The organism is Pseudolactococcus yaeyamensis (genome assembly GCF_054658615.1).
Window position 1 is genome coordinate 26,317 of the sequence record NZ_BAAGGP010000017.1, and the last position, 14,300, is coordinate 40,616.

At 39.6% G+C, this 14,300-nt stretch carries 17 protein-coding genes and 1 other RNA gene; 12 read left to right on the top strand and 6 right to left on the bottom strand.

The window, feature by feature from the left end; genetic code table 11:
- The first annotated feature begins 6 nt into the window (after positions 1 to 6).
- The 5 genes from ACYQ21_RS05080 (at position 7) to ACYQ21_RS05100 (ending at position 4,678) form a co-directional block, all read left to right on the top strand.
- Positions 7 to 1,065, top strand: a complete 1,059-nt coding sequence (locus tag ACYQ21_RS05080; RefSeq protein WP_460055953.1) for an ABC transporter ATP-binding protein — start codon at positions 7 to 9, stop codon at positions 1,063 to 1,065.
- Between the two features lie 2 nt (positions 1,066 to 1,067).
- Positions 1,068 to 1,991 carry an ATP-binding cassette domain-containing protein gene (locus ACYQ21_RS05085; protein ID WP_460055955.1) on the top strand — a complete coding sequence of 308 codons (924 nt, stop codon included), beginning with the start codon at positions 1,068 to 1,070 and terminating at the stop codon, positions 1,989 to 1,991.
- A 147-nt stretch (positions 1,992 to 2,138) separates the two neighbouring features.
- Positions 2,139 to 3,458 (top strand): GTPase ObgE, encoded by a 1,320-nt coding sequence (obgE, locus tag ACYQ21_RS05090; protein WP_096823124.1) that lies wholly within the window; start codon positions 2,139 to 2,141, stop codon positions 3,456 to 3,458.
- 87 nt (positions 3,459 to 3,545) lie between these two features.
- Complete coding sequence (locus ACYQ21_RS05095) at positions 3,546 to 3,722, top strand: hypothetical protein (protein ID WP_003137484.1); 177 nt, start codon at positions 3,546 to 3,548, stop codon at positions 3,720 to 3,722.
- Complete coding sequence (locus ACYQ21_RS05100; RefSeq protein WP_460055959.1) at positions 3,719 to 4,678, top strand: PhoH family protein; 960 nt, start codon at positions 3,719 to 3,721, stop codon at positions 4,676 to 4,678. The genes ACYQ21_RS05095 and ACYQ21_RS05100 overlap by 4 nt, the downstream gene beginning before the upstream one ends.
- A gap of 210 nt (positions 4,679 to 4,888) precedes the next feature.
- Here the strand turns inward: ACYQ21_RS05100 and ACYQ21_RS05105 are convergent, their stop codons facing one another.
- Positions 4,889 to 5,746 carry an AIPR family protein gene (locus tag ACYQ21_RS05105; RefSeq protein WP_460055990.1) on the bottom strand — a complete coding sequence of 286 codons (858 nt, stop codon included), beginning with the start codon at positions 5,744 to 5,746 and terminating at the stop codon, positions 4,889 to 4,891.
- Positions 5,725 to 6,024 carry an AIPR family protein gene (locus tag ACYQ21_RS05110; protein ID WP_460055962.1) on the bottom strand — a complete coding sequence of 100 codons (300 nt, stop codon included), beginning with the start codon at positions 6,022 to 6,024 and terminating at the stop codon, positions 5,725 to 5,727. The genes ACYQ21_RS05105 and ACYQ21_RS05110 overlap by 22 nt, the downstream gene beginning before the upstream one ends.
- Positions 6,025 to 6,132: 108 nt before the next feature.
- On the opposite strand from ACYQ21_RS05110, the gene ACYQ21_RS05115 reads away from it, so the two are divergent.
- From ACYQ21_RS05115 to ACYQ21_RS05125, 3 genes are read left to right on the top strand one after another with little or no spacing between them, the layout of a single operon-like run.
- Positions 6,133 to 6,411 carry a helix-turn-helix domain-containing protein gene (locus ACYQ21_RS05115; protein ID WP_460055964.1) on the top strand — a complete coding sequence of 93 codons (279 nt, stop codon included), beginning with the start codon at positions 6,133 to 6,135 and terminating at the stop codon, positions 6,409 to 6,411.
- Positions 6,412 to 6,461: 50 nt separating this feature from the next.
- Positions 6,462 to 6,953, top strand: coding sequence for an rRNA maturation RNase YbeY (gene ybeY / locus ACYQ21_RS05120; protein WP_460055966.1), 492 nt, complete (start codon positions 6,462 to 6,464; stop codon positions 6,951 to 6,953).
- Entirely contained in the window at positions 6,937 to 7,338 is a 402-nt protein-coding gene (locus ACYQ21_RS05125) for a diacylglycerol kinase family protein (RefSeq protein ID WP_460055968.1), read from the top strand. The genes ybeY and ACYQ21_RS05125 overlap by 17 nt, the downstream gene beginning before the upstream one ends.
- Positions 7,339 to 7,340: 2 nt before the next feature.
- Here ACYQ21_RS05125 and ACYQ21_RS05130 read toward each other — a convergent pair whose 3' ends face one another.
- Both ACYQ21_RS05130 and ACYQ21_RS05135 read right to left on the bottom strand, forming a co-directional pair.
- Positions 7,341 to 7,988, bottom strand: a complete 648-nt coding sequence (locus ACYQ21_RS05130; RefSeq protein WP_460055971.1) for a ComF family protein — start codon at positions 7,986 to 7,988, stop codon at positions 7,341 to 7,343.
- Positions 7,985 to 9,259 carry a DEAD/DEAH box helicase gene (locus tag ACYQ21_RS05135; RefSeq protein ID WP_460055974.1) on the bottom strand — a complete coding sequence of 425 codons (1,275 nt, stop codon included), beginning with the start codon at positions 9,257 to 9,259 and terminating at the stop codon, positions 7,985 to 7,987. Before ACYQ21_RS05135 ends, ACYQ21_RS05130 begins: the two co-directional genes overlap by 4 nt.
- Positions 9,260 to 9,302: 43 nt before the next feature.
- Here ACYQ21_RS05135 and ACYQ21_RS05140 point away from each other — a divergent pair, with 43 nt between their 5' ends.
- Together ACYQ21_RS05140 and ssrA are read left to right on the top strand one after the other, a co-directional pair.
- Positions 9,303 to 9,926, top strand: a complete 624-nt coding sequence (locus ACYQ21_RS05140) for a YigZ family protein (RefSeq protein WP_460055977.1) — start codon at positions 9,303 to 9,305, stop codon at positions 9,924 to 9,926.
- Positions 9,927 to 10,012: 86 nt separating this feature from the next.
- Positions 10,013 to 10,365, top strand: a transfer-messenger RNA (tmRNA) gene (ssrA, locus tag ACYQ21_RS05145).
- 96 nt (positions 10,366 to 10,461) lie between these two features.
- On the opposite strand, the gene ACYQ21_RS05150 is transcribed toward ssrA, so the two are convergent.
- A complete protein-coding gene (locus ACYQ21_RS05150; RefSeq protein WP_460055979.1) occupies positions 10,462 to 10,905 on the bottom strand; it encodes a flavodoxin in 444 nt (147 codons plus the stop codon).
- 224 nt (positions 10,906 to 11,129) lie between these two features.
- Here ACYQ21_RS05150 and ACYQ21_RS05155 point away from each other — a divergent pair, with 224 nt between their 5' ends.
- Together ACYQ21_RS05155 and ACYQ21_RS05160 are read left to right on the top strand one after the other, a co-directional pair.
- Positions 11,130 to 11,984, top strand: coding sequence for a methionyl aminopeptidase (locus ACYQ21_RS05155; protein ID WP_460055982.1), 855 nt, complete (start codon positions 11,130 to 11,132; stop codon positions 11,982 to 11,984).
- A gap of 6 nt (positions 11,985 to 11,990) precedes the next feature.
- Positions 11,991 to 12,917, top strand: coding sequence for a YihY/virulence factor BrkB family protein (locus ACYQ21_RS05160; protein ID WP_460055985.1), 927 nt, complete (start codon positions 11,991 to 11,993; stop codon positions 12,915 to 12,917).
- A gap of 127 nt (positions 12,918 to 13,044) precedes the next feature.
- Here the strand turns inward: ACYQ21_RS05160 and ACYQ21_RS05165 are convergent, their stop codons facing one another.
- Positions 13,045 to 13,923, bottom strand: coding sequence for an AraC family transcriptional regulator (locus ACYQ21_RS05165; protein ID WP_460055987.1), 879 nt, complete (start codon positions 13,921 to 13,923; stop codon positions 13,045 to 13,047).
- Between the last annotated feature and the right edge of the window lie 377 nt (positions 13,924 to 14,300).

Below are 14,300 nucleotides of genomic sequence, written 5' to 3' on the forward strand. Positions count from 1 at the left end.
AATATCATGTCGAAAAATAATATTATCCTTTCTGCAAAGGATATCAGTGTCGAATTTCAAGTGCGCAATCGCACTTTACGTGCGATTCGCAATATTTCTGTTGACCTATATGAGGGTGAAACGCTTGCTCTCGTAGGTGAGTCAGGCTCTGGTAAATCAGTCTTTACGAAAGTTTTTACAGGGATGCTAGAAGCAAACGGTGCAGTCTCAACTGGCGAGGTGACATATGGTGACCTCAAGTTGACGGATTTTAAAACAAATATTGAATGGGAAAAAATCCGAGGTTCGGAGATTTCAACTATTTTTCAAGATCCTATGACATCGCTCAATCCTATCAAGACAATCGGTAGTCAAATTTCTGAGACGATTATCAAGCATCAAGAGAAATCAAAAGAAGAGGCGCAAGCACTTGCGATTGACCTAATGAATCGTGTGGGGATTACAGATGCTGCTAAGCGTTATGACGAATATCCCTTCCAATATTCTGGTGGCATGCGCCAACGGATTGTTATCGCGATTGCATTGGCTTCTAGACCCAAAGTTCTAATCTGTGATGAGCCAACAACCGCTCTTGATGTGACTATTCAAGCACAAATCATCGCTTTGTTGAAGGAATTAAAAGAAGAATACGGCTTTGCCATGATTTTCATCACACATGACTTAGGTGTGGTGGCATCAATTGCGGATAAAGTGGCAGTGATGTATTCTGGTGAAATCATTGAGTATGGCACGGTTGAAGATATCTTCTACGACAGCCGTCATCCATATACATGGGCTTTACTCTCTAGCTTGCCACAGCTTGCAACGACTGAAAAACTTTACTCGATTGCTGGTACGCCACCTTCTCTTTACTCTGAGATTAAAGGGGATGCCTTTGCACCGCGTAATCCAAAACCAATGGCGATTGACTTTGTTGAAATACCACCAAAATTCCCAGTTAGTGACACACATTGGGCAAAAACATGGTTGCTGGACGAACGTGCACCAGAACTAACAAAGCCAGAAGGCATCCAAGATTTGCACGCTAAAATGGTTAAAATTTACGCAAAAGAAGGAGGGGCTTAAAGATGGCTGAAAAATTATTAGAAATCAAAGACCTCTCGATTTCTTTTGGTGAAGGTAAAAACAAAAATATCGCAGTTAAAAATGCCAACTTTGATATCTATAAAGGTGAAACTTTTGCGCTTGTAGGAGAATCTGGCTCTGGTAAAACAACCATTGGCCGTGCGATAATGGGCTTAAACAATATTGAAAACGGCGATGTCATTTTCGACGGTAAAAAAATCAATACTAAATTGTCTGGCTCAGAAAAAGAAGAATTAACCAAAGATATTCAGATGATTTTCCAAGACCCAGCCGCATCACTCAATGAGCGGGCAACAGTGGACTATGTTATCTCAGAAGGCTTGTATAACTACCATATGTACAAGGATGAAGCAGATAGAAAAGCAAAAGTAGAAGCCATGCTGAAAGAAGTGGGTTTACTGCCTGAACATCTGTCACGTTATCCACATGAGTTCTCAGGTGGTCAACGGCAACGGATTGGGATTGCGCGGGCACTTGTTATGGAGCCACGTTTGGTCATCGCTGATGAACCAATCTCAGCCCTAGATGTGTCGATTCGTGCCCAAGTCCTCAACCTCTTGCAACGTTTGCAAGAAGAAAAAGGCTTGACTTACCTCTTTGTTGCACATGACTTGTCAGTGGTGCATTTCATCAGTGATAGAATTGCCGTGATTTATCATGGCGACATTGTAGAAATGGCTGAGACAGAGGAATTGTTTAACAATCCAATCCATCCGTACACGAAATCACTTTTATCTGCTGTACCAATTCCTGACCCAGCACTTGAACGTCAGAAACAATTGATTGTATATGATGACGCAATTCATGATTATGAGACAGACAAACCTAGTTTCCAAGAAATCAAGCCGGGACACTTTGTTTGGGCCAATACTGTTGAAGCAGAAAACTATAAAGCACAACAATAATGGTGAAAATAAAGAATGGGCTAAGGTTTGTTCTCTGTTTTCGGTACGAGAGAATAATTTAATGACAGAAGACGTGAGCGAAAGCTTGCGTTTTTTGTTATAATGGAACTAACTATAGAGAAAAATACAGAAAATCAAGGTGACAACATGTCAATGTTTTTAGATACCGCACGAATTGAAGTAAAAGCCGGAAAAGGTGGCGATGGCGCTGTTTCTTTCCGTCGAGAAAAATATGTACCAGACGGTGGACCTGCAGGTGGCGATGGCGGCCGTGGTGGTGACGTCATCTTTGTCGTTGATGAAGGTCTGCGCACCCTTATGGACTTCCGTTATAACCGCCATTTCAAAGCGAAACCCGGCGAAAAAGGCATGAATAAAGGCATGCATGGTCGCGGCTCAGAGGACTTGATTGTTAAAGTTCCCCAAGGCACAACGGTCAAAGATTTCGAGACAGATAAGATTTTGGTCGATTTGTTAGCCCCCGGTCAGACCTTTACCGTGGCACATGGTGGTCGCGGCGGTCGTGGCAATATTCGCTTCGCGACTGCCAGAAATCCTGCACCTGAAATCGCTGAAAATGGTGAACCGGGTGAAGAACGCACCTTGTTACTAGAACTTCGCGTTTTGGCAGATGTCGGCCTCGTTGGCTTTCCATCAGTTGGGAAATCAACTTTATTGAGTGTCATTTCAAACGCACGGCCCAAAATCGGTGCCTATCATTTTACAACCCTAGTCCCTAATATTGGGATGGTACGTGTTGGGGACGGCGAAAGTTTTGTCGTTGCAGATATGCCAGGTTTGATTGAAGGTGCTAGTCAAGGGATTGGCTTAGGAACACAGTTTTTGCGCCATATTGAGCGGACGCGCGTTTTACTACACGTCATTGACATGAGTGGTATGGAAGGACGCGATCCATATGATGATTACGTAGCCATTAATGATGAGCTAGAAGGTTACAACCTTCGACTTATGGAACGGCCACAAATTATCGTTGCCAATAAAATGGATATGCCTGATGCAGAAGAAAATTTAGCTGAGTTTAAAGAAAAACTTTTCGCAAACTATGAAGAGTTTGAAGATAAACCACAAGTTTTTCCAGTTTCTGGTATTTCACGCCAAGGTTTACAGAACTTGCTTGAAGCAACAGCAGAGCTATTAAGTGAAACGCCTGAATTTCCATTGTACGAAGATGCAGACTTTGCAGATGATAACAAAGAAGCCTACTATGGCTTTGATGAAGGTACGCGTGATTATGAGATTACGCGTGATGATGATGCGTCATGGATTCTATCTGGTGAGAAACTTGAGAAACTCTTTACCATGACGAACTTTGATCACGATGAGTCTGTCTTTAAATTTGCCCGTCAATTACGTGGTATGGGTATTGATGAAGACCTCCGTGGTCGTGGTGCTAAAGATGGTGATATTGTGAGAATTGGTAATTTCGAATTTGAGTTTGTGGATTAATGAGACACATTTTAGTATAAAAACGAAACAGTTTTTAATGCTTGAAGGTGTATAAAACACAGATAAGTATAATTTGGAGGTAGCAAGATGGGATTTAAAATTATCGGAAATCGAGATGCAGAAGGCAATTTCATCGCCTCTGCGGATGCTTGGCCACCAGAAAAAATAGCTGAGCTATTTGATAAATACAATCCCAATCGCAAATTGCGGTTGGCGCGTGAAGCAGCAGAAAAAGAAGATAAGAAAGAAGACAAAGCCATTTGAACTCTCTTGAAATCAAACTTAATCACCCTGACGATGGGGCCAATCTTTTTGGCGCTCAGGAAAAACACTTGAAATATCTGGAAGAAGCGATTGGTGTCACCATACATTTTCGTAGTGAAGTGGTTCAGGTGGTGTCAGACTCAGACGAGAAAAATGAGCTAACTCGTCTAGTTTTACAAGCCTTACTAGTCCTAGTTAGTCGTGGTCAGACCGTGAATACACCTGATGTCGTCACAGCTCTAACTATGGCGCAAAATGGCGAAATTAATAAATTTATCGCCCTCTATGAAGAGGAAATTACCAAGGATAGCAATGGTAAACCAATTCGTGTCAAGACCTTGGGTCAAAAAATCTATGTTGAAGATATCTTGCACCATGATATTACCTTTGGCATTGGCCCAGCCGGAACGGGAAAAACATATCTGGCTGTTGTTTTAGCGACCACTGCCCTTCGTCGTGGTCAGGTCAAGCGCATTATCGTCACACGACCTGCCGTTGAAGCTGGTGAAAATCTAGGTTTCTTACCGGGTGATTTGCAGGAGAAAGTTGATCCCTACTTGCGCCCAATTTATGATGCTTTGTATAATGTTTTAGGTAAAGTTACAGTTGAGCGCATGCTAGAACGTGGCACAATAGAAATTGCTCCGTTAGCTTATATGCGCGGTCGAACTTTGGATGATGCTTTTGTCATTTTAGATGAGGCGCAAAATACCACAACCATGCAAATGAAAATGTTTCTAACACGACTTGGCTTCAACTCTAAAATGGTTATCAATGGTGATATCAGTCAAATCGATTTACCGAGACATGCTAAGTCAGGTTTGATTGATGCCAAAGACAAACTCGCTAAAATCAAGCAAGTTGCCTTTGTCTATTTCTCTGCAAAAGATGTCGTCAGACACCCAGTCGTGGCTGAAATTATTCGAGCTTATGAAGATGATGGTGATGATATATAAAAGAGGTTGGGACAAAAGGCTTCAAAAATGGATAGACTAAGTGATGCTAATTTTCGACTTTTCACAGGTTCTTGATTTTTTCAATGGTAGCAGCGCTTTTCTTGCTAATTTCGTATTGTTTTGACAAAAGAATACCAAATTCACACAAAAACAGCACTTTTCTTTTTAGAGGACTTTGTCCCAACCTCTTTTATAAAGTTGATCAGATCATTATAAATTACTCAATAGTTCAACAAGAATAATACGATAATTACCGGACCACAGGACTGCTGATTTACCTGCATCCTGTGGATTTCTTGTTGTTTCTAATGTATTTTTTATTAGTTCTTGCCCCATTTTATTCCAAAGATCAATAGGGTTAGTTTTGAATTCGAGCGTTTCAATGTCTATTAATGCTCTGAAAGCTCCAAAGATTGGTAAAATAAAGCCATTTGCGATTTTAATATCTGTTTCGTTTTGCAAAAATGTTGTTTTAAATTTTTTACCATTTTCTCCACGTTCAACTCCACGAAGCCGTCTTATACGTCCGTTAGGAGAATATAACTTATATTTTGATTCAAAAGTTAATTCGATCTCGTCGTAAAGTTTCACAAGCATTGGTAATAATTTTGACAATTTTGTATATTGCACGGTTTTTGAATCAAGATCTTTTTTTACATCTTTAAATACTGCTGCTTTACCAGAGTATGCTTGAATTGGTACATTGTTTCCATCAGGATATTTGAATGTATTATATGCAAATAGTAATTTCAAAAATTCAATGACTGGTAATCGCTTATCATCATTGTCCTTATAGGCTATTTCAGTTGCGAAAGGCTCGTTTTCAATAGCTTTTTTTATAAAGTCAAATTTATCATCTAATTCATACAATGCTATATCGCTAACTTCGTTAGAAGTATTTCTTGCATCAGCTATACGGGATGTTGTCAAATTTTCTCCAACTATAATTTCGAGTTTTACATATTTATCAATATCATCATTGAGTTCCTCACGATTTTCTATGATAGCAGTATAAGTGTGACCGCCGTCTAAAATGCCGAACTCTTTTATATTATCCCGAGATCTAATTCGACGATGTCTTTACTGGGGTAAAATTTTAAATTTTTTGCAACTATGACGATTCCACGATTGTTAATATCGAAATCAGTTTCTGGTGAGGTTACGGCTTCGATCAGTTGTTTCGCAACTTGCGTTGTCATTTTAGGTTTACGAGGATTTACATCAAGTGGTAATTTAGTGGGTAAATCTTTAAAATTGACATACACGAAATATGTCGTAACATCGTTTTGTGAGGGGGAGGTGATAGTGCGCACACTATTTACGAGAAATGAGATTTTAGAAATCATAGACTTCCTCCTTTTTGTTTTTTATGTTATATTGTATTTCATAAATTTATTATACGCTAATTACATTTTATTCTAAGGAACTAAGGTACTTTATGGTATCATATAACTATGACAATAAGGAATGGATACAACAAAGATTGTATAAAAATTGGAGAGATATTGAAATCACACCGTATGGACTTGACTGATATCTCAAAAAATAGAATGGATTTTATCTCAGATAGGGAAATGAAATTTTTTATGGCGGAAGGTTTTATAAGTGAAAAAACTTTAATGAATTATGAGTTAGGGAAGAATACACCAACTTTATCGAATTTAAAAAAATTAGCGATAGCATTGGAAGTGGATTTTCTAAAATTGGTTGAAGAATTGATGCCATATCTATAAAATATTGATTTTATGCTATAATTAAACTATAAACAAAAACGAGGATACTTATGTACATTGAGATGCAAGATAAGACAGGTAAAGTACCTGAAACATTGCAAGAAGATACGATTAAGTTACTAAATTTTGCAGCTGATTTTATCCATTTACCTGAAAATAAAGAAATGGCCATTACTTATGTTTTGAATGATGAGATTCAGGTCATTAACCGTGAGTATAGGGGAAAAGATGTCCCCACGGATGTGGTCAGTTTAGAATATGAACCAGAAGACATTGCTTTTGGTGAAGATTTTGAGATGCCAGAAGAACTTCAGGCAGAGTTAGAAGACTTTGATAGTTTTATTGGTGAGCTTTATATCTCTATTGAAAAAGCGCAAGAACAGGCTGATAATTACGGCCATAGTTATGCGCGTGAGATGGGCTTTTTAGCGGTACATGGCTTTCTTCATATCAACGGCTACGACCACATGGTACCAGAGGACGAGAAAGTGATGTTTGCCTTACAGGAAGAGATTTTGACAGCTTATGGTCTTACAAGATAAAAAATCAGCTAAAAAATGGAAGAATCTGACGGTTTATGCCTCACTTGAATTCGCACTAACTGGGATTATCACAGCCTTTCGTGAAGAACGTAACTTGCGCAAGCACGCAGTGAGTGCTATTATAACCATCATTTTTGGCTTTGTTTTTAGGATTTCAATTACGGAGTGGCTCTTCTCATTACTGGCAATCTTCCTCGTGATTTTTGGAGAAATCATCAATTCAGCGATTGAAAATGTCGTCGATTTAGCCAGTGAGTATCACTTTTCTATGTTAGCAAAAAATGCCAAAGATATGGCAGCAGGAGCGGTTTTATTTATTTCGCTCTATGCGGTTATCGTTGGCATGCTGATTTTTTTACCTAAAATTTGGTCGTTGATTTTTTAAACTCAGCGAAATAATGAAAAAGTTGAAACGTGGGTACAGCCCGCGTTTTTTAATGTGTTGGCGGTATGTCTAAGGGTTGTGCCAGTGGTATAAATATCATCAAAAATGACTAACTTATCAGGAATGATGACAGCCTTTTTCATCACAAATGGATTATCAGAAGCTAAACGCTCAGACCGATTTTTATGAGATTGGTGACGGGTCTCTTTTTTTGTCAATAGATCGAGATAGGAGAGATTAGCACTACTTAAAAAGCCAGTGACTTGATTAAAGCCTCGAGTTTGCAGACGCTCAGGTGATACGGGTACTGGTACGATGAGTTGGTTTTTTAAGCTGTTTGTAAGCACAGTATTAAAGGCAGAGCGCAGTCTAAAATCACCTTGAAATTTATAGGCTTGAAAATAAGTTTTCGCAAAATCATTATAGTGAAAAATGGCACGATGTAAGTTGGAGGGACTGCGTTGTTGACAATCCTTGCAAATGCCATCAGTATTCGGCTTATAACAGATTTGACAATGTTTTTCTGAGATAACCTCAAACTCTGTCCAACAATCGGTGCAAACAGTCTCTCTTGGTTTTCGAGATAAGAATATATCAGAGAATTGAAAAGAAGGTGTTAGCGTATTGTGACACAACAAACAATTGGTCATGTGAAACCTCCCAAACGATTCATCTGGCGAATTTCGGAGATGGCTCGCGTCATCTCTCTGGTCAAACCAGCATGGAAAAAGTAGACCAGACCAGTCGGTCGCTCAGGACTTCGTCCTGCCCGTCCTGCAATCTGAATCAGACTAGATTTTGTAAACAGGCGATGGTGACTATTGATCACAAAAACATCAACTTTTGGGAAGGTCACACCACGCTCCAAAATCGTCGTAGAGATTAAAATCGTGAGTTGACCTTGTCGAAAGCGTTCAATTTCATCAGCACGATCTTCACTAGTAGAGGCAACAAAGCCTATACCTTCATCTGGGAAAAGACGGCACAAGCGCTCAGAGAATAATGTCCCAAAGGCAATGACGGGTGTAAAAATGAGGAGTGGAAAACCTGTTTCACGCTGTTTTTTGATGTGACGGTAGATGCGTTTTTCGCTGCTAGTAAAGATGGGGCGAGGGACGACGAGGGGGTTGCCATGAAAGCGGCGTGACAAAGAGACCTGCTTTAACCGACCAGACTTAACTAATTTATCCAGTTTGTCAGTAGATGTCGCAGTCAGATAAATCAGCGTTGACGCAGTTTTTCGAGACCGCTCAGCCGAAAAGTAAAGGGCATCATTGTCCACAAAGGGAAAGGCGTCCACTTCATCAATAATCAGCAAATCAAAGGCCTCGCGAAAGCGCAAGAGCTGGTGAGTTGTCGAGATGACGAGTGCTGTCGGAAAATAAGGCTCAGAATCAGCGTGTAGCAGTGAAATTGGGATTGAAAAGTCACGGGATAATCTGGCGTGCAGTTCACGAGCAACATCAGTTCTGGGTGTCGCAATGCCAACAGCACCCCCTTTTGAGATGACCCTAGCCACCGCAGCATAAATCATCTCAGTTTTACCCGCCCCTGTAACGGCATGGACTAAAATCTGAGATTTTTGATCAACAGCCACGATAAGTTTCTGAGAAATTTCGGATTGGTAGGGCGTGAGTTGGCCGTTCCAAAGGAGCGTCTCTTGAGGCGGAAAGTCTTGTTGTGGTAAGTGGTAGAGCCATTCATCAGATCGAACCCGACCCAGATGTAGACACTCCGGACAAAAGTAAGCGGAGATTTCTAGTTTGACAGTCTGAAGCGTAGAAGTCGTCCCGCAGCGTTGGCAGGTGGCAGACTTGTTATTGCATACCATGCCGGGGAAAGTTATAGTATGTTTAGGTAGACGCTCAAAGTCATCGCCAAGTTCTTGTCGCGTCAGCAAGCGACCAAATAAGTTATCCATACTTTCTTATACGTAATTCAACAGAAAATGTTACAATATTTTTATGATGATTACGATAAAAAATGATTTTATATTTGAAGAAGAGATTAAAAAATCACGCTTTATTTGCCACCTCAAGCGCGTGACGAGTGAAGACGAGGCACGTGAATTTATCACTTCAATCAAAAAACAGCACCATAAAGCCAACCATAATGTTTCGGCATTCACAATCGGTGAGCATCAAGAAGTCCAACGCTCATCCGATGATGGCGAACCTTCTGGAACAGCAGGGGTACCGATGTTAGAAATACTAAAAAAACGTGAGCTGACCAACCTTGTCGCCGTCGTGACACGTTATTTTGGCGGTGTCAAACTCGGCGCGGGAGGTCTGATTCGTGCTTATGCAGGTAGTGTCAACCACGCCATTGACGCCGTTGGGATCGTCAAAATCGTCGAGCAGACGCAGCTAGACCTCCACATGGATTACGGGCTTTTTGACAATGTTTCTAGGTATCTAGCAAGTGCTGGTCAGACTATCGCCGACTCAGTTTTCACGGATAAGGTCGTCATCTCTGTCTTTGCGGATACAGCTGACATTGAGCAGCTAAAGCTAGACTTAATTGAGCAGTTTCATGGTAAGTTAGAGCTAACAGTAGGCGATAAAAAACTTGTAGAAGTCGCCATTTAGTGCTATAATGGATTTCCAAGAGGTCACTTGCTAGACTTTTTGGAACATAAAAGTCAACTTATGCTTGTCATAGTGACTTAGAATTCGGGGTCGTTCTGGATTCGACAGGTGTTGTCGCGTATGAGCTGCGATTAGTGAGGCGCCACTCTAAACCGCCGCAGATAAATATAACTGCTAAAAATACACAAACTTACGCAGTAGCTGCCTAAACCACAGCCTGCGTGCCTGACTTTCGCTCGCCTATGGCGATTTGATGGCCTAATTGAGTAGGATACGATTTGACGGTGTTTTGACGTCAAAGAAGAGATTAAGAGACTCGCAAGCTGACTTTGTTCGAGGATTGTCTCGTCAGCTTGTTAAATGTAGACAGTCCCTATGATTGTAGACGCTGATATAGCAAGACATTTGGACGTGGGTTCGACTCCCACCGGCTCCATTTAAGTTGATAAAAGCCCTATTTTGGGGGCTTTTTGTATTTAGTTTCATATTAAAAAAGCACGAGAATCTCGCACTTTTTATTTTTGAACGATTTAAATTAACTAACTTTAGCGGCAAGTGTTTCAGCGAATGCTTCAAGTTTAACGATATCGTCTGCTTCAGCGGCTAAGTCAACTTTAACGCTGTCAGCGCCTTTTTCAGCTGAAGTTTTCGCAAAAGCAGCTTCAAAATCATCAACTGATTTACAAAATTCATCGTAGAAAGTATCACCAGAACCAATGACACCGAAGATTTTACCTGAAAGATCCAAATCTTGTAAGTCATCATAGAAATCAACGATTTCGTCAGGCAACTCGCCGTCACCATAGGTGTAAGTAGCGACGATAGCGATATCAGCATCTACAAAATCAGATGCGTCAACTGTCGTACACTCGTCAATATCGACATCAAGACCAAGTGCCTCAAGTTTTTCTGCAACGATGTCAGCAATCTCTTCGGTGTTACCCGTCATGCTGGCATATACAATCTTAGCCAAAGCCATAGTAATCTCCAATTTACATTTTTATAATAAGGAAATTATACCAAAATGCGCTGAAAAATCAAGTTTTGTATTTTTTGTGATGGTATGACTTTTTGAAACCTAAAAATACAAACGGTTTTATTTTTAGATGGCAGAAATGTGTTTACTAGCGAAATAGTTCCCTAAAGGCGTTAGAAATTTGATAAAATAGACATAGACTAAAAAACGAGAAGGATATTTTATTCATGATTACACTCAAATCACCGCGCGAAATTGCCATGATGCAGGACGCCTCAGCAGTTTTAGCGAGCATCCATGTTGGTCTTCGTGACATCATTAAACCGGGCATTGACATGTGGGAAATCGAAAGTTACGTCCGCCGCATCTGTAAAGAAAAAAATGCTATTCCCTTGCAAATTGGTGTGGATGAAGGCAATGTCAATCCCTATCCTTATGCCACTTGTTGCTGCCTTAACGACGAGGTGGCACACAGCTTTCCGCGCAAAGGTCATATTTTGAAATCAGGTGATTTGATTAAGGTCGATATGGTCATTGGGACAGGTGGCGGTATTGACATGAGCAAGGTCAACTTTGATGATGGTCTGGCGATGAAGGCTCTGGCAGATAACTTTACCGGTGGCGTTGCGGATTCGTGCTGGGCCTATGCAGTTGGTGAAGTTTCTGACGAGGTCAAACAGCTCATGGCTGTCACCAAAGAAAGTCTTTATCGTGGGATTGAAGCAGCGCAAGTAGGTAATCGCATTGGTGATATTGGATATGCCATCCAATCATATGCTGAGAGCTTTGGTTATGGTGTTGTACGTGACTTGGTTGGTCACGGTGTTGGTCCAACCATGCATGAAGAACCGCTTGTCCCGCATTATGGCACACAAGGCAAAGGGCTTCGCTTGCGTGAAGGGATGGTCTTGACCATTGAGCCGATGATTAACACAGGCGATTGGGAAATTGACCATCCAAGTAATGAACGAGGGTATACAACGCTTGATGGTAGTCTTTCTTGTCAATACGAGCATCAATTTGTCGTGACAAAAAAAGGCCCAGTGATTTTGACCAGCCAAGGTCAAGAGCGAACCTATTAAATTGCCATGAAAAAGTTCATTGCCTCAATCAAAAATTCTAAGCGTCTCAGTTATTTTATGACTTTTTATAAATCAGCTGAGATGAATTTATCCAGTATTGCCGTGGCTTATTACTTGCTTTTGTCACTATTTCCCTTGTTGATGATCGTAGCCAATGTTTTGCCGTTTTTGCATTTAAATACGTCAGAAATTCTTGATTTTCTAAAGAGTAATTTGCCGAAACAACTTTATGCAACGGTTGCGACGATTGTTAGGAGTGCGCTTGCGCAGCCTAGTACAGGCTTGTTGTCTATTTCCGTTTTAACCGCTTTCTGGACTTTCTCTAAAGCCATGACAAGCCTACAAATGGCGATGAACAAGGCTTATGAGGTCAGTGAGCATAGGGATTTTATCGTCAGTCAATTTTTTTCAATCATTGCAAGTTTTGCGATTATTGTTTTCCTATTTGTTGCCGTTTTGCTCTCAACATTTGGTCAGACAGTCCTTGAGAAGATTTATGAGCATGTTAAATTTGACATGAAATTTTATACAACACTGCATAATATGACAGTGCCGGCTGTTGCCATCACTGTCTTTGCTGCCTTAGCCCTGCTTTATTTCATCATGCCAAATGTTAAAATTCGCAAAATCAAGTATGTCCTACCTGGTGCTATTTTCTCAACCGTCGTCTTAGTTTTCTTGACCAATGTCCTAGGGAAATATATCGGAAGAACAACAGATGCAATGGCAGACTTGAAAATCGTCGGAAGTTTGGTGGTATTCGCCTTGATGCTTTGGTTTATATTTATCGCCAAAGTACTAATCTTCGGAGCCATTTTAAATGCGGTTTATCTGAAACGCCATGGTGACATTGAAACCAGACGAGGTGAAATCGTCGCTATCATCAAAAATGTGAATAGTAAAAGATCAGAAGAAAAAGAAGCTACGGATTAATTTTGATCCTTATAACTTTTTTTACTCAAAATAATAGTGTATTTAAAAATTGTCTTACCAAAGTCAGAATATCAGTCTGGCTTTAGTAAGACAGTTTTTTCTTTACTTTATACTAAAATGTTGTAAGTTATTCTTTAGTATCCAGATACGCTTGACCAATCATTTTTCTAAACTGGCTAGGAGAAATGCCCTTTTGTTTTTTAAATGTGCGATTAAATGATGAAACGCTTGAAAATCCAGAATTTGCTGCAATCTCAATGATAGAAGATTTAGAATTTGAGATTAAAAATACTGCTCGTTTGATACGTTCAGCCATAAGAAACTCAATAAAAGTCATATTTGTATAAGCTTTGAATAAATGTGAGAAGTGGAATTTGCTAAACCCGATGTAATTAGCAATATCATCCAGCATGAGTGATTTGGTACAATTCTTAGAAATATAGAGGCAAGCTTCTGTCATAAGTTCAATAGCGTTATTTTCCATATTTGGATTGTCTGAAAGTACTTCTTCTTTTTTATTATTGATAAAATACTGTCCTACTTTTGTAAAAAATTCTAGCAAAAGTGAGTAGATGTGTACTTCCTTAAATGATAGGTCGGAGTAATAAAATTCAGACATTTGTTTGATAGCTCCGGTCATTTTGTCAGCATTAATGTTTGAAGCAGCATACTTAATATGATGCTGCTGTCGAAACATAGAAAAGTTGTTATAAAGTTCACCCATAATCATGAGTAAATCAATAGAAAACTGAACTAAAATAAATCCTTTTTCAGATGCATGCCTAAGTGAATGTAGTTCTCCAGGATATATGATGACAATATCGTTTGTTTTGAGATGATACGTTTTAAAATTAATGATGACTTCTGCACTATCTTGCAGGCATAGAAGTATTTCGATAAAAGGGTGCCAATGTGTTGTTTCAGAGAAAGCTGTATCAATCTTATTTGATAAATTGATTTTTTCTCCATTGTTAAAATTCAAATTTTCAAAATAATTATGGTACATACTTTTCCCTCCTATACTAAGATTCTATCATTTATAAGATGTCATAGCAATATATGATTAAATTTATGTAATAAATTGATGGGGTGACTCGTAAAATGACTTATATCTCCAATAACTTAAGAGGGCTTAGATATAATTACCGCAAGATATGCATAGAGTATACACAAGTTTTAAGGAGAAAAATATATTTTGAATTGATAAAATGAAGTAAAGAATAGGAGGCAGAAGTAATGGTACACAATAAGTTAATTCAGAGAGGAATTTAGGATGAGAACATTTAAACTCGGCATACTTGGTGCGGGTGTCATCAGTAGAACCTACCTTGCAGACATCAAAGCATTTTATCAGCAGCTTGAGATTGTCGCCTGTGCAGACAT